The sequence below is a fragment of the Lachnospira hominis (ex Liu et al. 2021) genome (assembly GCF_014287955.1).
GTDB classification, from domain to species: domain Bacteria; phylum Bacillota; class Clostridia; order Lachnospirales; family Lachnospiraceae; genus Lachnospira; species Lachnospira hominis.
The window spans coordinates 58,676-80,103 of record NZ_JACOPD010000005.1; the positions used below are offsets into that span (position 1 = coordinate 58,676).

Genomic DNA, 21,428 nt, shown 5'->3' on the forward strand with positions numbered 1-21,428 from the left:
AAAGTAACATATAAAAATTTATTAGAAAGAAAATACGAGGTGACAAACTATGGGTGTATATACACCAGACTCAAATAGAGTTGTACATTATACATATGCCGATATGACAGCTCGTCAGATTGTACGTCCGGTTCATCTTGTACAGTATGACCAAGGCTTACCAATTATTGCGGTAAAACTGTATAATGACGGACTTGAATATACAATACCTGCAAACGCAACTGTTAATATTAGATGTGGCAAGGTTGATGGTAACTTTGTATATAATCCTGCATTGGGATGGGATTCTGCTATGCATACAGTTTACTTTGAAGTTACAAAGCAAATGACTGCACTGGCAGGAGAAATAAATCCTATTGTGGAGATTGAGCTAAATAACAAGATTGTATCCAGTGGAGCTATTGCCGTACAGATTGATTTTAATCCTGTACAGGAACAGAGTATAAAATCAACAACTGAATATATCACAGGCAAACAATATGCTGAACAAGCTGTAGATGCAGCAGCGAGAGCATCTAATTCAGCAAATGAAGCCGCTGGGTATGCTAATACAGCATCTAAAAAAGCCGATGAATCATCATCATTCGCAGCAAGTTCAGCAAGTTCAGCAAGTTCAGCAAATTCCAGTATGTTGGATGCAAAAAAATATGCTGATAAGGCATCATTGTCAGCAGCTTCTGCTTCACAGAGTGCTACAGCGGCAGCAGACAGTGCAGACGAGGCAGAATCATATGCTGCATCATGGAAAGGGTCACTATTGCCGCAGGGAGTTGTAGCTTTTAGCGAACTTCCAACATCCGGGCTTGTCGCCGGACATCTGTATGCTGTAAAAGATAAATTCATATCCGACAGCAGATTTGAAGAGGGAGCAGGGCATCCGTATCCACAGGGAACATGTGTCTATTGGACAAAAGATAATAAGTGGAAGGTTTTGTCGGGAGTTTTAAGCCTTGAACTTACAAAGGCAGAATATGATGCACTTACAGACGCACAGAAGAAAAACGGAACAATCTATTATGTAAAAGATGCAGACAACCTTATAGAAGCAGATGAAATAAACGGACTTGCAGTCGTGGCGACAAGCGGAAATTATAACGACCTAAAAAATAAGCCGTCTTCACTGCCAGCGTCTGATGTGTCAGACTGGGCAAAAGCAAAAACAAAGCCGTCATATACAGCTGGAGAAGTTGGACTTGATAAGGTCGGAAATTTCAAGGCGGTGTCAACTGTTGCAAGTCAGGGATTATCTGATGCGGAAAAAAGTAACGCCAGGGCGAATATAGGTGCACAGGCGGCAGGCAGTTACGCCGCATTAACACACACGCATGACGACAGATATTACACTGAATCAGAGACAGATACAAAGTTAAAAGAAAAGTTAAGTGCAATATTGAAAGGGTCCGCAAATGGTTTGGCTGAACTTGATTCCACAGGCAAAGTCCCGGCTTCACAGCTTCCGTCATTCGTTGATGATGTAATTGAGGGCTATCTTTACAATGGAAAGCTATATAAGGAATTGGGGCATACAACGGAAATAAGCGGCGAATCGGGTAAGATATACGTTGATTTAAGCACGGAAAAGACTTACAGGTGGTCGGGAAGCACTTTCGTTGTAATATCTGATACTCTTGCACTGGGGGAAACGTCAACGACAGCTTACAGGGGAGACAGAGGAAAGGCAGCATATGAACATTCACAGTCGGCTCATGCACGTACAGATGCAACAAATACAGAAGCATCTGCGACAAACGGAAATCTAAAGATAAACGGAAATGAAACACAGGTTTACAGACACCCGGCTGGCACCAATCCACACGGAACGACAAAGGCAGATGTAGGTCTTGATAAGGTCGGAAATTTCAAGGCGGTGTCAACTGTTGCAAGTCAGGGATTATCTGATGCGGAAAAAAGTAACGCCAGGGCGAATATAGGTGCACAGGCGGCTGGAACATATCTGACAGAACATCAGGATATAAGCGGAAAGCTTGACAATACAGCAACAGGTGCGAATTCACTTCTTTCAAATCTCACAGCAAGCTGGACGGCAGCACCGACAGACGATACGAATTTTATACGACAGGATACCGGTGGCAAAAATGAATTTGGCAGGGTTAAATTTTCGACATTGCTGACTTACATAAAATCAAAATTATCGAAGGTTGCCGCAAGCGGAGATTATAACGATTTGAGTAATAAACCGACTATTCCATCTGTTGGAAATGGAACAGTGATTATTAAGCAAGCCGGAACGGTTAAGGGGGCATTTACAACGAACCAAAGTGGCAACACGACGGTGGAGCTTTCTGACAGTAATACTAATACTTGGCGTGGAATTCAGAATAATTTAACATCGGATTCAACATCAGATTCTTTATCAGCCGCACAGGGTAAAGTGCTAAAAGGATTAGTTGACAGTAAGGTAACTGAATCACAAAATGTGGCAACCGACCTTAATAACATAAAGTCAACAGGAATACATCATATATCTGCAAGCACATCAAATAATCCTACCGGTACGCATGGAACTTTATTTGCAGAATTCAACGTAGGAACACCATATCAAATATGGCTTCCCGATAATTTAAACACTGCATATAAACGTAACTATACGACTTCGACATCATCGTGGGGAAAATGGACGCAGTTAAAATTTACAGATACAGTATATAGTGCTGCTACTCAGTCAGCAAACGGTCTTATGTCTCCGTCAGATAAAAAGAAGTTGGATGGCATAACAAGTGGAGCAAATGCAGTAATCAAAGTCATGTCAGCTACTGATTATAGTAAATTAACTGATGCACAGAAGAAAAATGGAACTATTTATCTAGTAAATTAATGAAAGGGAGAACGACATGGGAAAGATTTATTATAACGGCGTTGATTATTCGACACCGACATCTTCAGGCGTTGCCGGAGTAAAAGGTGCTGCGGAATCCGTCTACAGGACAGGCAATATAAATATTACTCCGGCAGATATCGGGCTGGGTAATATAAACAACACAGCCGATAAAGATAAGAGTGTAAAGTATGCAAACAATGCGGGATATGCGAACTATGTTAATAATGCTGATGATGTCAATGGTCATGAAATTGAAATAGGATATAACAATCCGGTGACGGATTATACAATGATTAACTTTTTTGCTGCATTTACATCAGATGATGATGAGATAATAATAAGACCTGTAGATGATGCTCTTGTAAGAGAATATTTTTCAATGGTAACGACACAGGAGGTTATAAATGGCGTACTTACATTTGGCAACAATGATGATTACGGACTTAGGGCATATGCGGATAATTATGGCAGAATTGGGGACAGTTCAAAACAGTTTTATGAAGTATATGCAAATAAAATTTATGAAAATAAAACATTGTTATCAGACAAGTATGCTCCTAAAGCGGTTGAATTATATAATTCGACAAACACCGCATACAACGCAAACATAACTTTAAGTCAGAATGTCAGCAATTTTAAAACCATAGAGATATTTTTTGTCGATAACGACGGCGATGATAACAGCATAAGAATAAGAGCAGCGGCGGAAAAATTCAAAATGAATTCGCACGCATACGTAAGTGGTACGTGGTACGACAAGTTTACGTATTATGCCGTAAGCGGTACAAAGTTGAACTTCAGTTCTTCATATCAGAAAAATCAGGGTGGAGTTGTTGAAAGCGGTAATTATCATAAGATTTATAGGGTAGTCGGATATAAATATTAACAAAAATGATTAATGGAAATCTGTAAAAGGAGGAATTATGGAATCTTGGTTTCAAATAATAATTACAATTTTTAGTTCGGTACTTGCGTCTTCTGGATTATGGGCGTATTTATCAAAACGAACAGAAAACAAAGATGTAAAGACAGAGATGCTTATTGGATTAGCACATGATAGGATTATGTATCTTGGTATGTCGTACATTGAGAGAGGATATATTACTCAGGATGAATACGAAAATTTGAAAGTATATCTTTTTGAACCATATGAAAAATTGGGAGGTAACGGTTCTGCTAAAAGAACTATGCAGGAGGTCGATAAACTTCCAATACATAAATTTATTCAAAATAAGGAGGACGAACATGATGAAACTTAATGACAAGACTTACGACACACTGAAATGGATTGCAATGTATTTGCTTCCAGCGGCTGGTACTTTATATTTTGCTCTTGCAGGCATTTGGGGACTCCCATATGGTGAGCAGGTTGTTGGTACGATTACAGCTATTGATACATTCCTTGGAGTTATTCTTGGAATTAGCACAGCACAGTATAATAAGGCTAATAAAACGGAGTAGTGTCAGTATTTGTTAAGAGGGCGTGTGAATAGCATTCCCTCTTAATTTTTCCGTACGTAGGTTACTGGTAAAAAGATTATGATTACCTCAAGACTGGAGGTGATTGTATGAAAGATAAACTTTTATTATCTATAAAGGAGACATCAGATTTATTTGGTATAGGTCAGCACCGATTAAGGGATATAATCCGTGAAGATTATGATTATAAATATCATTTAATGGTTGGTCGTGTTATAAAGATAAAAAGACAATCATTTGAAGAATTTATAAGCAAAGTAGAGCAGATATAAAATATCGACAAGGTGCCCTGGATGTGATATTATTATTTAGTATTCATTCGAGGCACTTTTTAATGGAGGGCTGAGAATATGGCAAATAAAACTAAATCTGAAAAAAACAAACCGAAAAGAAAAACGTTGAGGGCTGACGAATACTATAACTCAAAAACGAAAAGGTATGAGTATCATTATAAAGATGCTCTTGGAAAGGAAAGAGTGGTAAGCTCATATAGACTCGAACCTACGGATCAATTACCAAAAGGTAAGCGTTCGGGGAAAAGTTTACGTGAAAAGGAGGCAGAATTAAAAGTACAGTTAGAAAATAATATCGACATGGACGGAGCTAAACTCACATTATTAGAAGTAATAGATAGATATCTTAAACACTTATATAATAGGAAAGAACTAACTCATAATACTAAGGTTGGATATAACACAACCATAAAAACATTAGCACAGTACAAACTTGGTCACATGGAAATAGGTAAAATCAAACCAGAGCATTGTGAAGAATGGCTTTCAGATATGAAGAAAAAGCATAGAGGCTCAAGTATTCAGACTCAAATTAGTCTTATAAAAAGATCATTTGAATATGCAATCGATTATGATTACATAGTAAAAAATCCTTTCAGACGTATTACTACTGATAAGAGTGATAGTAAGAAAATGGAAGCAATATCAATTCGGGATATGCAGCGATTCCTTGAATTTTGTTCAAAGGATGCTCATAGTGCTCATTGTTATGACATGATATATGTGCTGTTTTGGACTGGTTTAAGGGTATCAGAGTTATGCGGTCTAACACTTGATAATATAGATATGGAAAATCATTTAATTCGAGTAGAAAAACAACTGCAATGTATCAATCATACGCATGTTGTCTTACCGACGAAAACCATAAATGGAACAAGGTATGTTCCTATGACTGATGGTGTATATGAATGCTTTCAGAGAATATTGAAAAATCGTTATATTATGGGGGATATTGAACCAGTGTGCTATGATGAAAAAGGCAAAGCATATGAAGGATTTGTATTTCTGGCAACAAGAAGCAGAAAGACAATCGTTAGATCACATGTCGAAGAATACTTGCAAAACTGTATCAAGAGATTCAACAATGCAAATTCTGATAATCCTATACGGAAATTTGAGCCGCATATATGTCGCCATACATTCGCTACGAATATGCAGGGATTACCACCAAAAACATTACAGTATATATTAGGACATGGAAACATAGTTACAACTATGAATAACTATGTAAGTGCGAAACCAAGTGAGCAGCAACTTGTAGAGATTAACTTGCTTGCAGCATCAATAAATACTAATTAGTATAAAAAATCACGTACTAATTATTTACTAAATATATGCTGGTATGAGATGTAATTAAATATAATAAAGAGTAATGAAATGGAATGACTCCAAAAGCTGTAAGTGGCTTAATTACTCAAAGAATGAAGTAATGAATGGAGATGATAATAAATGATAGCTATAATCGATTATGACGCGGGCAATTTAAAGAGTGTAGAAAAGGCATTAAAGTATTTAGGTCAGGATGTTATTGTATCAAGAGATTCGAGTGAGATACTTCAGGCTGATAAGGTTATTCTTCCGGGCGTAGGTTCATTTGGAGATGCAATGAATAACCTTGACCATTTTAATCTTGTTGATACAATAAAAAAAGTAGCCGAAAAGGATACGCCATTTTTAGGAATCTGTCTTGGATTACAGCTTTTATTTGAAAAGAGTGATGAGACACCGGGAGCAGAGGGACTTGGAATTCTTAAAGGAGAGATATTAAGAATTCCACCAAAGGAAGGATTGAAGATTCCTCATATGGGATGGAATTCACTTAATATAAAGCCACAGGCAAGATTGTTTGACGGAATTGCTAATAACTCTTACGTTTATTTTGTACATTCATATTATCTTAAAGCTGAGGATGAAAATATAGTTGCAGCTTCAACTGAATATTCAACACATATTCATGCTTCTGTTGAATCAGGAAATATATTTGCATGTCAGTTCCATCCTGAAAAGAGCAGTGATGTTGGTTTGAGAATTTTGAAGAACTTTGCTTCATTATAATATTAGTAATTATATTGATTGGAGATATAATATATGTTTACAAAGAGAATTATTCCATGTCTGGATTGTAAAAACGGAAGAGTTGTAAAGGGGACTAATTTTGTGGATCTGCGTGATGCAGGAGACCCGGTTGAAGTTGCCCAGATGTATGATAAATCAGGAGCTGATGAACTTGTATTTCTTGATATCACAGCTTCAAGTGACGGAAGAAGTACAACTGTAGATTTGGTAAGAAAGGTTGCTGAAAAGGTATTTATTCCATTTACAGTTGGTGGTGGAATAAGAAGTGTTGATGACTTTAAGGTGCTTTTGAGAGAAGGTGCAGATAAGATTTCAATTAATTCGGCAGCTATTATGAATCCGACACTTATAAGTGAAGCAGCAGACAAGTTTGGAAGCCAGTGTGTTGTGGTTGCAATAGATGCTAAAAAACGCGATAATGGCAGTGGATGGAGTATTTATAAAAATGGTGGCCGTGTTGATATGAATATTGATGCGGTTGAGTGGGCAATGAAAGCTGAAAAGCTTGGTGCCGGCGAGATACTTCTGACAAGTATGGATTGTGATGGAACTAAGGCTGGATATGATATTGAGCTTACAAGAACAATTGCAGAAAATGTATCCATTCCCGTAATTGCCTCAGGCGGAGCAGGTAGTATGGAACATTTTTATGATGCTTTTACTGAAGGAAAAGCAGATGCAGCTTTGGCAGCGTCATTGTTCCATTATAAAGAAATGGAAATAATGGATTTAAAGAAATATCTTGCAAATAGAGATATTTCTATGCGTTTATAGAGGTGTATAAAATATGTCAATGATTAATAATGACTGGCTTGATGCAATAAGCCCGGAATTTTCAAAGGATTATTACAAAAAATTATATACATTTGTAAAGGATGAATATAGTAAAACAATTATATATCCGCCTGCAGAAGATATATTTAATGCATTTCATTTTACACCTTTAAGTAAAGTGAAAGTGCTGCTTCTTGGACAGGATCCATACCATAATGAAAATCAGGCACATGGGTTAAGTTTTTCTGTACTTCCATCACAGCATGATATTCCACCATCATTGCAGAATATATATAAAGAACTGCATGAGGACTGTGGATGTTATATTCCTAATAACGGATATTTGAAAAAGTGGGCAGACCAGGGCGTTTTGCTATTAAATACTGTACTTACAGTACGTGCACATCAGGCCAATTCGCATCAGGGAAGAGGTTGGGAAAATTTTACAGATGCAGTTATTCAGGCTGTTAATGCACAGGACAGACCTATTGTATACATGCTCTGGGGAAGACCGGCACAAAGTAAAATCCCAATGCTTACTAATCCAAAGCATCTTATACTTACAGCACCTCATCCAAGTCCGCTCTCAGCATACAGAGGCTTTTTTGGCTGTAAACATTTTAGCAAAGCTAATGAATTTTTGAAAGCAAATGGAGCAGAGCCGATTGACTGGCAGATAGAAAATATATAGAAATACGTAATAAAATCCCCCGGGTGTCTGATGACACCCGGGGGATTTTTTGAGCGAATTAAACACTCAATATTAGGAGAACAATAATATGAATGAAAACTAGAAAGTTTTATTCATCTGAATCTAATTCGCTGTCTGCTAATGCACCAACAGAAGATACAATTACAACTGTGGCGATAATTGAAACAGCAACTCCAATGATTGGACCAATAAATAACATAAACATTGAATAATCAATCCCCTTTACTAAATAAAATAAAGCTACGTTTTAAAAACTAATCTAATAATAACACTACTTAGATTCTTTTGCAAGATTTTTATTTGCGGTTGCGAGCATAAGCTTGATTCTGTTAAGCTGGTTGACTTCTGAAGCACCCGGGTCGTAGTCAACTGCAATGATATTTGACTCAGGGAAAGCAGCACGAAGCTCTTTAATTACGCCCTTACCAACAATATGGTTAGGAAGACATGCAAATGGCTGACAGCATACAATGTTTCCTGCACCATTATGTATGAGTTCAATCATTTCGCCTGTAAGCAGCCATCCTTCACCGGTCTGGTTGCCGAGTGAAACAAGATCTTTTGCAAGAGCAGCTGTTTCTTGGATACTTGATGGAGCAGTAAAACGCTTGCTTTCTTTTAATGCTTTTGTAGAGCTCTTTCTGAACCATTCAAGAATTTTAATAACTGAATTGTTCAAAAATGCTGATTTCTTTGAAGCACCGAGGTAATCACGCTTGAAGTTTGCATTTTCGGCACAGTAAAGCAGAAATCCCATAAGGTCAGGAACAACAGCTTCAGCACCTTCACTTTCAAGCAGGTCTACAATGTAATTGTTGGCAGAAGGAAGGAATTTTACAAGGATTTCTCCTACAACACCAACTCTAGGTTTCTTAATATCAAGAAGTTCAATATTATCGAAATCTTTTATTATTGCACGGACGTTTTTATTGTATTCACGCATAGAAACTTTAGGCTGTGTCAGCTGTTCAATTAATACTTTTTTCCATTTCTCATGGAGAGCATTGACAGAACCTGGCACTTTCTCATATGGACGTGTTCTGTATACAACATTCATAAATACATCACCATAAACAATAGCCATCATTGCTTTTTTGAGCATTTTCAGGTCGTATTTAAAACCTGAGTTGACTTCAAGCCCCTGTGCACTGAGTGATATTACAGGAATATAAGATAATCCAGCTTTTGAAAGTGCTCGTCTGATGAAACCGATATAGTTTGATGCACGGCATCCGCCGCCTGTCTGTGTGATGATAATAGCTGTCTTGCTTAAATCATATTTACCTGAGAGAACAGCATTCATAATCTGTCCGACTACCATAAGAGAAGGGTAGCACGCATCATTATTTACATATTTAAGTCCCATATCAACTGATGACTTATTGTCATTGTCAAGAACTTCAAAATTATATCCGCATGATGAGAGTGCAGGACCAAGCAGGTCAAAATGGATTGGTGACATCTGAGGGCAGAGAATAGTATAATTCTTTCTCATTTCAGGTGTGAATTCTACTCTGCTAAATGCAGCACTTTCAATCTTTCTCTGGTAATGTTTCTTTTCACGTACCTTTAAAGCTGCGATGAGTGAACGTACACGGATTCTTGCAGCACCAAGGTTATTAACTTCGTCAATTTTAAGTACAGTATATATTTTACCGGCCTTTGTAAGGATATCATTTACTGCATCTGTTGTAACAGCATCAAGACCGCATCCGAAAGAATTAAGCTGGATAAGATCAAGGTTATCTTTTGTCTTAACATAGCTTGCAGCTGCATAAAGTCTTGAGTGGTACATCCACTGGTCCATAACGATGAGAGGACGGTCAACTTTACCAAGATGCGAGACTGAATCCTCTGTTAAAACAGCAATGCCATATGAATTGATAAGTTCAGGAATACCATGGTTGATTTCAGGGTCAACGTGATATGGACGACCGGCAAGGACGATACCGCGTTGACCGGTTTCATCAAGGTATTTGATAACTTCTTCACCTTTTTTATGTATGTCTTCCTTTGACTGCATAAGTTCATTCCATGCATCTTTAACAGCTGCTTTTACCTGTGATGACGGAATGTTATTGAATTCTTCAGAAAGACGTTTTTCAAGAATTTCAACATTTTCAAAAGAGAGGAATGGATTTCTGAAATCAATATTTTCAGTTTTTAATTCTTCTACATTATTTTTAATGTTTTCAGCATAAGATGTTACAATCGGACAGTTATAATGATTGTTTGTTTTTTCAATTTCTTTGTGTTCATAAGGAACGCATGGGTAGAAGATAAACTTAACACCCTGTTTAATAAGCCATGTTACATGTCCGTGTGCAAGTTTTGCCGGATAACATTCTGATTCTGATGGTATCGACTCAATACCGAGTTCATAAATCTTTCTGCTTGACTGTGGTGAAAGAACGACGCGATATCCTAATTTTGTAAAAAATGTATACCAGAAAGGATAATTTTCATACATGTTAAGCACACGAGGGATGCCGACAGTTCCCCGCGTTGCAGCATCTTCTGCAAGTGGTTCATAATCAAAAAGTCTGTGAAGCTTGTACTCAAAAAGATTTGGCATTTTTTCAGTTGTTTTTTCTTTTCCAAGTCCGCGTTCACAGCGGTTTCCTGTAATGAAACGTCTTCCGCCAGAGAATTTATTAATTGTAAGGTAGCAGTTGTTGGTACATCCCTTACAACGTGTCATTGTTGTGCTGTATGTAAGCTCGTTAATTTTGTCTATAGAAAGCATTGTAGATTCTGAAATTCCGTCATAACGTTCTCTGGCTATTAATGCGGCACCAAATGCACCCATTATACCTGCAATGTCAGGACGGACTGCCTTTACGCCTGTGATTTTTTCAAAGCTTCTAAGGACAGCATCATTGTAGAATGTACCACCCTGAACAACGATATGTTTTCCAAGGTCACCCGGATCAGAAATTTTGATAACTTTGTAAAGTGCATTTTTGATAACAGAGTATGCAAGTCCGGCAGAAATATCAGCAACTTCTGCACCTTCTTTCTGAGCCTGTTTAACTTTTGAGTTCATGAATACAGTACATCTTGTACCGAGGTCAATAGGATGTTTTGCAAAAAGAGCTTCTTTTGCAAAGTCCTGAACAGAGTAATTAAGTGATTTGGCAAATGTTTCAATGAATGAACCACATCCTGACGAACATGCCTCATTTAACTGTACTGAATCAACAGTCTGGTTTTTAATCTTGATACATTTCATATCCTGACCGCCGATATCAATGATACAGTCTACTTCAGGGTCAAAAAATGCGGCAGCGTAGAAGTGTGATACTGTCTCAACTTCGCCGTCATCAAGCATAAGTGCTGATTTTATGAGAGCTTCGCCGTATCCTGTAGAACATGACTGTACAATCTTGGCATCTTTAGGGAGCTTTGTATAAATGTCTTTGATGGCACGTATTGTTGTGGCAAGCGGAGAACCATTGTTACTGCTGTAAAATGAGTAGAGGAGTTTACCGTCTTCGCCTACGAGTGCAACTTTTGTGGTTGTAGAACCGGCATCAATACCAAGATAACAGTTGCCACTGTATGATGCGAGGTCAGCAGTAGGAACTTTTGCTTTATTATGTCTTTCTGTAAATGAAGAATAAGCTTCTTTATTTTCAAATAAAGGCTCCATACGTTCAACTTCAAAGTCAAGTTTAATCTTGCCCTGAAGACGTTTTATAATGTCTGAAACATCAACACATATATCTTCTTTGTAATTCATTGCAGAACCGATTGCTGCAAAAAGATGAGAATGTTCTGGGGCAATAATCTGGTCAGGACCAAGATTTAATGTACGTATAAAAGCTTCTCTTAACTCTGATAAGAAGTGAAGAGGACCACCTAAAAATGCAACATTGCCACGGATTGGCTTACCACATGCAAGACCTGATATGGTCTGATTAACAACAGCCTGAAAAATAGAAGCTGACAAATCTTCTTTTGTTGCACCTTCGTTGATAAGAGGCTGGATGTCTGATTTTGCGAAAACTCCACATCTTGCAGCGATAGGATATATAGATTTGTAATTTTTTGCATATTCATTAAGACCTGAGGCATCAGTCTGTAAAAGAGTAGCCATCTGGTCAATAAAAGAACCTGTACCGCCGGCACAGATACCATTCATACGCTGGTCAACACCATTAGTGAAATAGATAATCTTGGCATCTTCTCCACCAAGTTCTATTGCAACATCGCACTGCGGAGCTTCAGCCTGAAGAGCAGTGGAAACGGCAACAACTTCCTGCGTAAAAGGAACTTCAAGATGTTTGGCAAGAGTGAGACCGCCTGAACCTGTAATTACAGGGTGGCAGTTAAAATTACCAACAGAAGCTACAGCTTTTTCAAGAAGCGACTGTAATGTTTCCTGTATATTGGCAAAATGACGTTCATAGTCTGAAAAAATCACTGTATTATTGTCATCAATAAGAGCAATTTTAACGGTGGTTGAACCTATATCAATTCCAAGTTTATATGAATTCATAAAAATATCAGGCAAAAAGTGCCTGCCTCCTTAATTATAATTTGTCGAATAATGCGATTCGTTTCATTATATTATGAAAAAAAATAAATTTCAACATTATAACCTTATTTTATTGATTTTACATATTATGGCAATGCAAAATTTTAGAGTTTTAATATATTTTTTATAAAAGAACAGTGATGATTCGTTGACAAAAACAGTTTATATATTTATACTAAATTTAATTAGCACAAAGGCGTTGAAAGGGGCTTGTTTAAAGTATGAAATTCTTTGATAAGTTAGAACGTAGATTTGGTAAATATGCCATACCAAATCTTATGTATTATATTATAGGTATATATCTTGTGGGATTTGTTATAGAATTATTCGCACCTGATGTATATACTTATTATTTTAGTCTTGATGCGGCAAAGGTACTGCATGGTCAGGTATGGAGACTGGTTACGTTTATTTTGCAGCCACCGTCAAGCAGCATTATTTTTATGGTATTTACATTATATTTTTATTATGTAATCGGAACTGTACTTGAGAGAATATGGGGTTCATTTAAGTTTAATGTCTATTATTTCAGCGGAGTAATCCTGCATATTATTGCAGCATTTGTTATTTACTTTATATTTGGCTGGTCATTTAACATGTCAACATATTATATTAATCTTGCACTGTTTCTAGCATTTGCGGTCGAACAGGCAGATACGGAAGTCCTTCTGTTTTTTGTACTTCCTATAAAGATGAAGTGGCTTGGATGGCTTGATGGAATTATATTTGCAATAACGATTATTGGCGGATATCTTACACCTGTAATGCCTAAGGCTATATGGAGAGGATTTTATAATGCAGGACTTCTTGCCGGTAATTCATATACATGTTATGTAATGGCAACATGTGCATTAATCTCAATGCTTAATTTTATTATTTTCTTTTTTGCTACAAGAAAGGCACCTGGCAGGACATATACACAGAAGAATTATCGTAAAGCTGAGAAAAGAGCTGATAAGGCAAGAAAAAATGCGGGAAGTTTCAACGAGAGATTTTATAATGCGAACTCTGAAAAAAGCACATGGGATAGTGCCAATAAACCGTATATTAATCCGAGAGGTACAAAGCACAGATGTGCTGTCTGTAACAGGACAGAGCTGGATGGCGATAATCTTACATTTAGATTCTGCACAAAATGTGCAGGCAATCTTGAATATTGTCAGGATCATCTGTATACACATATACATGTTACAGGTGATAATAACAATCAGAATACACAAAAAAATTAAAAAATGTTTTGAAAGAACGGCATAAATATGTTAGTATCAATATAGTGCTGCAAAAACAGTATTTTTTCTTATTGCTATTATAAAAGATTTATGCAATAATTTGTATTTGTGTTTAGTATGAGATAAAATTAATTGAATTAAAGTTTATTTTGGAGGTCAGAATGAAAAAAACTAAAATAATTTGTACAATGGGTCCTAATACTAATGACAGAGAACTCATCAAAAGTCTTGCTCTTGTAGGAATGGATGTTGCAAGATTTAACTTCTCTCATGGTGATCATGAAGAGCAGGCAGGACGTTTCGCATTAGTTAAGAGCGTAAGAGAAGAACTCAATATTCCTATTGCTACATTGCTTGATACAAAGGGACCTGAAATAAGAACAGGTGACCTCAAGGACGATAAGAAAGTAACACTTAAAGAAAATCAGAAGTTTACACTTACAACAAGAGACGTACTTGGTGATGAGACAATTGGAAGAATCACATATGCAGGTCTTCCACAGGACGTTTCAAAGGGAAATACAATTCTTATTGATGATGGTCTTATTGAACTTTGTGTAAATAATGTTATAGATGGCACTGATATTGAATGTACAGTAGTAAATGGCGGTGAGCTTGGTTCAAGAAAAGGTGTTAATGTTCCTAATGTAAGTATCCGTCTCCCGGGTATCACAGATAAGGATAAGGATGATATTTTATTTGGTATTGAACAGGGATTTGATTTTATTGCAGCTTCATTTGTAAGAAATGCAGCTTGTATTCAGGAAATCAAGGAACTTCTCTGGTCTCATAATGCAGATATTCCTGTAATTGCTAAGATTGAGAATGCAGAAGGCATTAAGAATCTTGATGAGATTATCAGAGTTGCTGATGGTATCATGGTTGCCCGTGGTGATATGGGTGTTGAAATTCCTGCTGAGCAGGTTCCTCATATCCAGAAGGAAATTATCAAAAAATGTAATGCGGCATATAAGACAGTTATCACAGCTACACAGATGCTTGATTCAATGATTCGTAATCCACGTCCTACAAGAGCTGAGGTTACTGATGTTGCCAATGCTATTTATGATGGTACAGACGCTGTTATGCTTTCAGGTGAGACAGCTAATGGTAAGTATCCTCTTGAAGCATTAAAGATGATGGTTAAGATTGCTGAGACTACAGAGCAGGATTTACCTAAGAAGTATGCAGATTATGCTAAGCTTCATACAAAGAGAGGAGTATCAAGTGCTGTTACTAATGCAACTGTACAGACAGCAGAGAATTTAAATGCAAAAGCAATCGTATGCCCTACAATTTCAGGATTTACAGCAAGACTTGCATCTAAGCTCAAGCCGGATACACAGATTGTTGGATGTTCACCATATGATGCTGTTCTTAGAAAAATGCAGATTTATTGGGGTGTAAGACCTGTTAAAACTGCTATTGAGACTTCTACAGATAAGATTATTGAGCATGCACTTGTCACAGCAGAGAATGCCGGATATATTGGCGAGGGAGATGTTGTCATTGTATCTGCCGGTATAGCAACAAACTCTTCTCCAACATCAAAGAGAGGTCTCACAAATACAATGCGTGTTGTAACAATCTAATTGTTACATCATGAGCATATGTCGTGATGACATTTATGAAAAGTAAACTTTTAAAAATATTTATATGGATTCCTGCTGTTATTTGTGCGGTTATGATATTCGGATTTTCGGGACAGAATGGTGAAAACTCGGGAAATCTCAGTCGTAAGGCAGCAGGTGTCATAGTTGATATTGCAGACAGCGTACATCTTGTAGATGTACGCTGGAATGGCAGACAGGAACTTATAGACAAGATAGAATTGCCTGTAAGAAAAGCAGCACATATGACTGAATATGCAATATTTGCATGTCTTGTTTATCTGGCATTTACAGTTGATGGTGTCAGTTGGCAGCTCGTCAGATTTATAAGTTTTTTTGCAACGGCAGCATTTGCATGTTCAGATGAATTTCATCAATTGTACGTTCCGGGAAGAAACGGATGCGTTACAGATGTACTGATTGACTGTGTTGGAATATTAATCGGTATTATTATATGTTCCATAGCTGACAGGCGTAAAAAAATGATAATTTAGTATGGCATTTTAGAAAATATTGTAAAACGGGAAGTGGGGAATAAACATATGACACTTTATGATGAATTAGTAGCAAGAGGACTTATAGCCCAGGTTACTGACGAAGAGCTTATAAAAGATTTAATTAACAATGGGAAAGCTACATTTTATATTGGTTTTGACCCAACTGCTGATAGTCTTCATGTAGGTCATTTTATGGCACTCTGTCTTATGAAAAGACTTCAGATGGCAGGTAACAAACCTATTGCACTTGTAGGCGGTGGTACAGCTATGATTGGCGATCCGTCCGGCAGACAGGATATGCGTAAGATGATGACAGAAGAACAGATTCAGCACAATGTTGAATGTTTCAAAAAGCAGATGTCAAGATTTATTGATTTTTCAGATGGCAAAGCAATACTTGCTAACAATGCTGACTGGCTTTTAAATCTTAATTATGTTGACTTCTTACGTGAAGTCGGAGCATGTTTTTCTGTTAATAATATGCTTAGAGCAGAATGTTATAAGCAGAGAATGGAAAAAGGACTCAGCTTCCTTGAGTTTAATTATATGATTATGCAGTCATATGACTTTCTTATGCTCTACAAGAAATACGGATGTAATTTACAGTTCGGTGGCGATGATCAGTGGAGTAACATGCTTGGCGGTACAGAACTTATAAGAAAGAAATTAGGAAAAGATGCGTCAGCAATGACAATTACACTTCTTCTCAACTCTGAAGGTAAGAAGATGGGTAAGACACAGTCAGGTGCAGTATGGCTTGACCCTGATAAGACATCACCATACGATTTCTATCAGTATTGGAGAAATGTAGATGATGCAGATGTATTAAAATGTATCAGAATGCTTACATTTATACCACTTGAAGAGATTGAAAAGATGGACAGCTGGGAAGGTGCACAGCTTAACAAAGCAAAAGAAATTCTTGCATATGAGCTTACTAAGCTTGTTCATGGAGAAGAAGAAGCAAAGAAGGCAGAAGAGACTGCACGTTCTATATTTACTGGCGGAGATGCACAGAATATGCCTTCAGCTGTAATTTCAAAAGAATCTTTTAAAGATGGAAATATCGATATTATTTCAATTGTTCATCAGGCAGGACTTGCGTCTTCAAGATCAGAAGCAAGAAGAGCTGTTGAGCAGGGCGGCGTAAGCATTAATGGTGAAAAAGTATCAGCTATTGATGCAGTATTCGCTATGGAATTATTTGAAGATGGCGTAGTTGTTAAAAAAGGCAAGAAGAATTTTAGAAAAGTAACAGTTTAGGATGTCACGAAAATGAAGAAGAATCAAATTGTTCTTATCAGAGTTGTCAGTGTAGCCATACTTATGGCTGCACTGGCACTGATTTTAATATTTGGTGCGGGAAGTACTGTTTTTACAAAAATAATAAAAGACCTGAATAATGGTGGCGTTACATCTGGTGCTTCAGCTGTTTCTGTATATAATCTTGTATGTTATAAGGGAATGAATGCCATATATCAGATAATATTCGGAATTGCATTGTTTACAACAATAGTTGGATTTGCAGGTGTGTTTTTTCGCATTAAGGGAACGGATATATGTCTTAATACGGCTATAATTTTTGATGTTGTAACAGGAGTATATCTTATACTTGCATACGTTCTTGAAAAAAATAAATTTATGCATAAAGTGTTTGCAAAAATTTATCTTGGAGAGTTTGATACACAGTTTACGGCTGTAAGACTTATAAAACTTCATGTTCTTATAGCAGGAATATTGCTTATACTTGTGAGTCTGCTTGCGTCAGCAATTGTAAAGTCAAGTGGAATACCAAAGATGGCCATTTACAAGGCTGAGAGTAATCTTGGATGGCTTCTTATAATACCATTGTTTTTTACATCATTAATATTTGATGTAGCAAGAGAATGGGCAATAAGAATTGCTTCGGGTTACAGTGATGTGTCAGGGCAGCTTTATGATATTTTAAAAGATTATTATTTTGGTGATAAGTTCCTTTTTTCAATGCCAAAGTGGCTTATTGTTTTTGTGGCTTCAGTTATAACGCTTTTTATAATGGGAGTGCTTAGAATTCATTTGAAAAGAATATTTGCTGTGATAATGGGAGCTGTTTTTACAGCTGCCGCTCTTATAAGATGCGTTGTTTTCTGGATGAATCCACCCGCAATATTCGGAACACTTTCATATAATGAAAATGTGTGTGATATGACAGACAGAGCAGGGGCAGCATATATGATATGTTTTGTTCTGGATATATTTTTTATTACAATTCTGGCAGTATTATGTATAATATGTGCACAGAAAAAGTTTTTTGAATTAAAAAATATACTGATAATCACAATCGGTTATGCAATTATCAGTATAGCTGCTATATTAATTCTTGGTTTTGGCGGCATATCTGCAATCTATGCAGGATGCGGCGTGATTGATGTTATAGCATCATCAGCATTGCTTTATCTCGCCTATAAAAGTTGATGCTATCATTGAGTAGTTTGTATAGTATACAACAAAACCGGGCTTTGAACCGGCAGGTTTTTTAACTTCTTTCTTTAAAACATAATCAACTTCAACTTTATCCTGGCTGTGTCCTTTTGAAAAATGTGCTGCGAGTGCGGCTGCTTCTTCAAAGGTACGGTCAGGAATTTCTTTGCCGTCAGTTTTTAATATGACATGTGAGCCTGCCATATTTTTTGCATGAAACCACCAGTCGCTGCCGTTTGCAAATTTGAAAGTAAGCTCATCATTCTGGAAATTATTTTTGCCTACATATATGTCGAAACCGTCGGATGACATGAAGTGAAGCGGTTTGCTTACAATTTTAATTTTCTTTGACGGTGTCTGATGACGATGTATATATCCTGACTCAATTAATTCTTCCTTGACCTGTGCAAGATCGTCCTCAGATACAGCAATGTCAAGTGATGAGGCGACTGATTCAAGATGTGCTATTTCGGCACGGGTTTCTTTTATCTGTACACTTTCGGCTTCAAAAGTACGTTTCAGTTTATTATATTTATTAAAATATTTTACTGAATTTTCGCGTGGTGTGAGTGTTGGGTCAAGAGGAATTGTGATTTCCTCGTTAGTATAATAATTAAGAGCTTTGAATTCCTTACTGCCTTCCGGAATATTATAGCCGTATGTGTTTATAAGCTCTCCGTAAACACGGTATTTATCACGTTTTTCAGTATCTTTTAACTGCTTTTCCTGTATGTCGGCTTTTTTAACGGAGCGTTCAAGTGCCGTTGAAACTATTTTCCTTAAATCAGATGATTTCTGGCGGATTCGTGTTACAGCATCTTTTTTGGAGTAAAAATCTCTTAAAAGAGTGCTGACAGAATCATATTTTGTACAATTATCAAACATTTCAAGCGGAATTGATGAGAATTCTTTTGGTTCATCTCCGATGTATACAATATTTGGAGTGAAAATATTATTTTTAATATTATCCATTATATTGCTGAAAATGTTGAACAAGTGAAGACTTTCATTTTCCTCAAGACAGTTCGCAGGCTTGTCAGAATTGATTGAAGCTTCAAAACATATTTCTTCTGCAGCGACAGGACTGATACCCGTATATGATGAATAAATTGCTTTTGATGTGCTCACAGGGCGTGTAAGTGCTGTGTTTTTAAATTCGTCATAATTCGTATTCAGTGGATTTTTCTTATCTGATGTATTGGGAATAAAATATTTTCGTCCCGGAAGAACTTCTCTTACAGAACTCATCTGTGATGAAACACGCTTGATACTGTCAAGGATTGTGTCGCCGTCGCAGAATATTATATTGCTGTGTTTGCCCATGAATTCTGTTATAAGATGTTTGCGGCATACATCCCCCATTTCATTCAGGTGTTCAATCTCAATGTCAAGAATTCTCTCAAGACCGGGCTGCGTGATGCCTATAATACGTCCGTTTCCGAGATGCTTCCTTAAAAGCATGCAGAAATTAGGGGCAGTCATCGGACTTGGCTTATTATCATCGGTAAGATATATAAGCGGAAGACTTGCATTAGCAGAAATTACAAGTCTGTACTGGCCGTTTTGCGTTTTTATTGTAAGAAGAAGTTCATCAGCTTCCGGCTGTGCAATTTTATATAATCTTCCTCCGATGAGCTTTTCGTTTAGTTCATGTTTTATATTAGAAATGACAATACCATCAAGTGCCATAAAATCCTCCTTGTTTTTCCGAAGGAAAAATCCGAACCCAGTGGTGAGGAGAGGATTTGTCCTCCTTGTTTTTCCGAAGGAAAAATCCAAATGTGCATCTTTGATGCACTATGCCCAGTGGTGAGGAGAGGATTTTCCCTTTGTTTTCTTGCTTATTTTAGCATAAAAATGAACTTGTGTCTTGTACTTTTGCTATATTATTGATATAATTAGCTGATAAGTGATTTTGATGATTAAATATATTATCATAGCGGAAAGGTATGGCTGACACAATGATAAAAAGTATGACCGGCTTTGGCAGATGTGAGCAAAGCGAGGGAACAAGAACAATAACAATTGAAATGAAGTCTGTAAATCACAGATATCTTGAGGCTGGAATAAAGATGCCTAAAAAGCTGAATATTTTTGAAGCACGTATGAGAGAAGTGCTTAAAAAATATGCACAGAGAGGTAAGATAGATATTTTTATTTCATATGAAGATACAGCTGACAGTAATGTTCATTTGAAATATAACAGTGATCTTGCGGCTGAGTATATGAATATACTTGACAGCATGGCTGAACAGTTCGGCAAACAGAATGACATAACAATAACTTCACTTTCAAGATATCCTGAAGTTATTACTATGCAGGAAGAGACGGAAGATGAGGAAGAGTTGTGGGCATTTATAAGTAAAGCTTTGGAAAATGCCTGCTCGCAGTTTGAACAGACAAGAATTCTTGAGGGAACAAATCTTAAAAATGATTTGCAGGATAAACTTAACCATATGGAAGAACTTGTTGATTTTATTGAGAGCAGAAGTCCACAGATTATGAAAGAGTACAGAAGCAAGCTTGAAAATAAAGTTACACAGCTTCTTGGTGATACACAGATAGATGAATCAAGAATAGCAACAGAAGTTATTATATATGCAGACAAGATATGCGTTGATGAAGAGACAGTAAGATTAAGAAGTCATATTTCACATGCACGTAAGTGCCTTGAGGAGACCGGCGGCATAGGAAGAAAGATGGACTTTATCGCACAGGAGATGAACAGGGAGTCTAATACGATTTTGTCAAAGGCAAATGATATAGAGATTTCTAATGCTGCTATAGATTTAAAGACACTTATAGAGAAAGTGCGTGAGCAGATACAGAATATAGAATAATTAATATTGATAAATAACTTGATTGTTTTTCAAAATTCAGATATAATTATTCGTACATATTTTTGACAGAAAAGAGGCT

Annotated in this window: 17 protein-coding genes; 15 read left to right on the forward strand and 2 right to left on the reverse strand. The window is 36.8% G+C overall.

Translation table 11 applies throughout. From position 1 onward, the window contains the following. Positions 1–49 precede the first annotated feature (49 nt). From H8S01_RS07885 to H8S01_RS07925, 9 genes are all read left to right on the forward strand, one after another. Positions 50–2,836 carry a pyocin knob domain-containing protein gene (locus tag H8S01_RS07885; RefSeq protein ID WP_186836838.1) on the forward strand — a complete coding sequence of 929 codons (2,787 nt, stop codon included), beginning with the start codon at positions 50–52 and terminating at the stop codon, positions 2,834–2,836. 16 nt (positions 2,837–2,852) lie between these two features. Continuing rightward, positions 2,853–3,725: a hypothetical protein gene (locus tag H8S01_RS07890; RefSeq protein ID WP_186836839.1), complete on the forward strand. Its 873-nt coding sequence runs from the start codon at positions 2,853–2,855 to the stop codon at positions 3,723–3,725. A gap of 37 nt (positions 3,726–3,762) precedes the next feature. Then, complete coding sequence (locus H8S01_RS07895; protein WP_186836840.1) at positions 3,763–4,098, forward strand: hypothetical protein; 336 nt, start codon at positions 3,763–3,765, stop codon at positions 4,096–4,098. Next, positions 4,085–4,300, forward strand: a complete 216-nt coding sequence (locus H8S01_RS07900) for a phage holin (RefSeq protein ID WP_243204290.1) — start codon at positions 4,085–4,087, stop codon at positions 4,298–4,300. The genes H8S01_RS07895 and H8S01_RS07900 overlap by 14 nt, the downstream gene beginning before the upstream one ends. A gap of 107 nt (positions 4,301–4,407) precedes the next feature. Further along, the gene (locus H8S01_RS07905; RefSeq protein ID WP_186836841.1) at positions 4,408–4,590 is read left to right on the forward strand and encodes an excisionase; all 183 of its coding nucleotides are present in this window, start codon (positions 4,408–4,410) and stop codon (positions 4,588–4,590) included. A 78-nt stretch (positions 4,591–4,668) separates the two neighbouring features. Beyond that, the gene (locus H8S01_RS07910; RefSeq protein WP_186836842.1) at positions 4,669–5,910 is read left to right on the forward strand and encodes a tyrosine-type recombinase/integrase; all 1,242 of its coding nucleotides are present in this window, start codon (positions 4,669–4,671) and stop codon (positions 5,908–5,910) included. A 150-nt stretch (positions 5,911–6,060) separates the two neighbouring features. Further along, positions 6,061–6,666 (forward strand): imidazole glycerol phosphate synthase subunit HisH, encoded by a 606-nt coding sequence (gene hisH / locus H8S01_RS07915; protein ID WP_186836843.1) that lies wholly within the window; start codon positions 6,061–6,063, stop codon positions 6,664–6,666. A 33-nt stretch (positions 6,667–6,699) separates the two neighbouring features. Next, the gene (hisF, locus tag H8S01_RS07920) at positions 6,700–7,461 is read left to right on the forward strand and encodes an imidazole glycerol phosphate synthase subunit HisF (protein ID WP_186836844.1); all 762 of its coding nucleotides are present in this window, start codon (positions 6,700–6,702) and stop codon (positions 7,459–7,461) included. 13 nt (positions 7,462–7,474) lie between these two features. Next, complete coding sequence (locus H8S01_RS07925; protein WP_021866619.1) at positions 7,475–8,152, forward strand: uracil-DNA glycosylase; 678 nt, start codon at positions 7,475–7,477, stop codon at positions 8,150–8,152. Between the two features lie 292 nt (positions 8,153–8,444). Here the strand turns inward: H8S01_RS07925 and H8S01_RS07930 are convergent, their stop codons facing one another. Next, positions 8,445–12,674 (reverse strand): acyl-CoA dehydratase activase-related protein, encoded by a 4,230-nt coding sequence (locus H8S01_RS07930; RefSeq protein WP_186836960.1) that lies wholly within the window; start codon positions 12,672–12,674, stop codon positions 8,445–8,447. 260 nt (positions 12,675–12,934) lie between these two features. On the opposite strand from H8S01_RS07930, the gene H8S01_RS07935 reads away from it, so the two are divergent. The 5 genes from H8S01_RS07935 (at position 12,935) to H8S01_RS07955 (ending at position 18,503) form a co-directional block, all read left to right on the forward strand. Next, complete coding sequence (locus H8S01_RS07935) at positions 12,935–13,942, forward strand: rhomboid family intramembrane serine protease (RefSeq protein ID WP_186836845.1); 1,008 nt, start codon at positions 12,935–12,937, stop codon at positions 13,940–13,942. Positions 13,943–14,103: 161 nt separating this feature from the next. Beyond that, positions 14,104–15,534, forward strand: coding sequence for a pyruvate kinase (pyk, locus tag H8S01_RS07940; RefSeq protein ID WP_186836846.1), 1,431 nt, complete (start codon positions 14,104–14,106; stop codon positions 15,532–15,534). A 35-nt stretch (positions 15,535–15,569) separates the two neighbouring features. Next, complete coding sequence (locus H8S01_RS07945; RefSeq protein ID WP_186836847.1) at positions 15,570–16,046, forward strand: VanZ family protein; 477 nt, start codon at positions 15,570–15,572, stop codon at positions 16,044–16,046. Positions 16,047–16,094: 48 nt separating this feature from the next. Then, positions 16,095–17,312 (forward strand): tyrosine--tRNA ligase, encoded by a 1,218-nt coding sequence (gene tyrS, locus H8S01_RS07950; protein ID WP_186836848.1) that lies wholly within the window; start codon positions 16,095–16,097, stop codon positions 17,310–17,312. A 12-nt stretch (positions 17,313–17,324) separates the two neighbouring features. Then, on the forward strand, positions 17,325–18,503 hold the full coding sequence (locus tag H8S01_RS07955) for a hypothetical protein (protein ID WP_186836849.1): 1,179 nt from the start codon (positions 17,325–17,327) through the stop codon (positions 18,501–18,503). On the opposite strand, the gene H8S01_RS07960 is transcribed toward H8S01_RS07955, so the two are convergent. Beyond that, positions 18,471–20,198: an Rqc2 family fibronectin-binding protein gene (locus H8S01_RS07960; protein WP_186836850.1), complete on the reverse strand. Its 1,728-nt coding sequence runs from the start codon at positions 20,196–20,198 to the stop codon at positions 18,471–18,473. The two genes, H8S01_RS07955 and H8S01_RS07960, sit on opposite strands and share 33 nt — an antisense overlap. Before the next feature lie 272 nt (positions 20,199–20,470). Here H8S01_RS07960 and H8S01_RS07965 point away from each other — a divergent pair, with 272 nt between their 5' ends. Continuing rightward, a complete protein-coding gene (locus H8S01_RS07965) occupies positions 20,471–21,349 on the forward strand; it encodes a YicC/YloC family endoribonuclease (protein ID WP_186836961.1) in 879 nt (292 codons plus the stop codon). Positions 21,350–21,428: the final 79 nt, after the last annotated feature.

Excerpts from the sequence above, each read along its gene's own strand:
- H8S01_RS07885 (WP_186836838.1), top strand. The coding sequence starts at position 50 with ATGGGTGTATATACACCAGACTCAAATAGAGTTGTACATTATACATAT.
- H8S01_RS07890 (WP_186836839.1), top strand. The coding sequence starts at position 2,853 with ATGGGAAAGATTTATTATAACGGCGTTGATTATTCGACACCGACATCT.
- H8S01_RS07895 (WP_186836840.1), top strand. The coding sequence starts at position 3,763 with ATGGAATCTTGGTTTCAAATAATAATTACAATTTTTAGTTCGGTACTT.
- H8S01_RS07900 (WP_243204290.1), top strand. The coding sequence starts at position 4,085 with ATGATGAAACTTAATGACAAGACTTACGACACACTGAAATGGATTGCA.
- H8S01_RS07905 (WP_186836841.1), top strand. The coding sequence starts at position 4,408 with ATGAAAGATAAACTTTTATTATCTATAAAGGAGACATCAGATTTATTT.
- H8S01_RS07910 (WP_186836842.1), top strand. The coding sequence starts at position 4,669 with ATGGCAAATAAAACTAAATCTGAAAAAAACAAACCGAAAAGAAAAACG.
- hisH (WP_186836843.1), top strand. The coding sequence starts at position 6,061 with ATGATAGCTATAATCGATTATGACGCGGGCAATTTAAAGAGTGTAGAA.
- hisF (WP_186836844.1), top strand. The coding sequence starts at position 6,700 with ATGTTTACAAAGAGAATTATTCCATGTCTGGATTGTAAAAACGGAAGA.
- H8S01_RS07925 (WP_021866619.1), top strand. The coding sequence starts at position 7,475 with ATGTCAATGATTAATAATGACTGGCTTGATGCAATAAGCCCGGAATTT.
- H8S01_RS07930 (WP_186836960.1), bottom strand. The coding sequence starts at position 12,674 with ATGAATTCATATAAACTTGGAATTGATATAGGTTCAACCACCGTTAAA.
- H8S01_RS07935 (WP_186836845.1), top strand. The coding sequence starts at position 12,935 with ATGAAATTCTTTGATAAGTTAGAACGTAGATTTGGTAAATATGCCATA.
- pyk (WP_186836846.1), top strand. The coding sequence starts at position 14,104 with ATGAAAAAAACTAAAATAATTTGTACAATGGGTCCTAATACTAATGAC.
- H8S01_RS07945 (WP_186836847.1), top strand. The coding sequence starts at position 15,570 with ATGAAAAGTAAACTTTTAAAAATATTTATATGGATTCCTGCTGTTATT.
- tyrS (WP_186836848.1), top strand. The coding sequence starts at position 16,095 with ATGACACTTTATGATGAATTAGTAGCAAGAGGACTTATAGCCCAGGTT.
- H8S01_RS07955 (WP_186836849.1), top strand. The coding sequence starts at position 17,325 with ATGAAGAAGAATCAAATTGTTCTTATCAGAGTTGTCAGTGTAGCCATA.
- H8S01_RS07960 (WP_186836850.1), bottom strand. The coding sequence starts at position 20,198 with ATGGCACTTGATGGTATTGTCATTTCTAATATAAAACATGAACTAAAC.
- H8S01_RS07965 (WP_186836961.1), top strand. The coding sequence starts at position 20,471 with ATGATAAAAAGTATGACCGGCTTTGGCAGATGTGAGCAAAGCGAGGGA.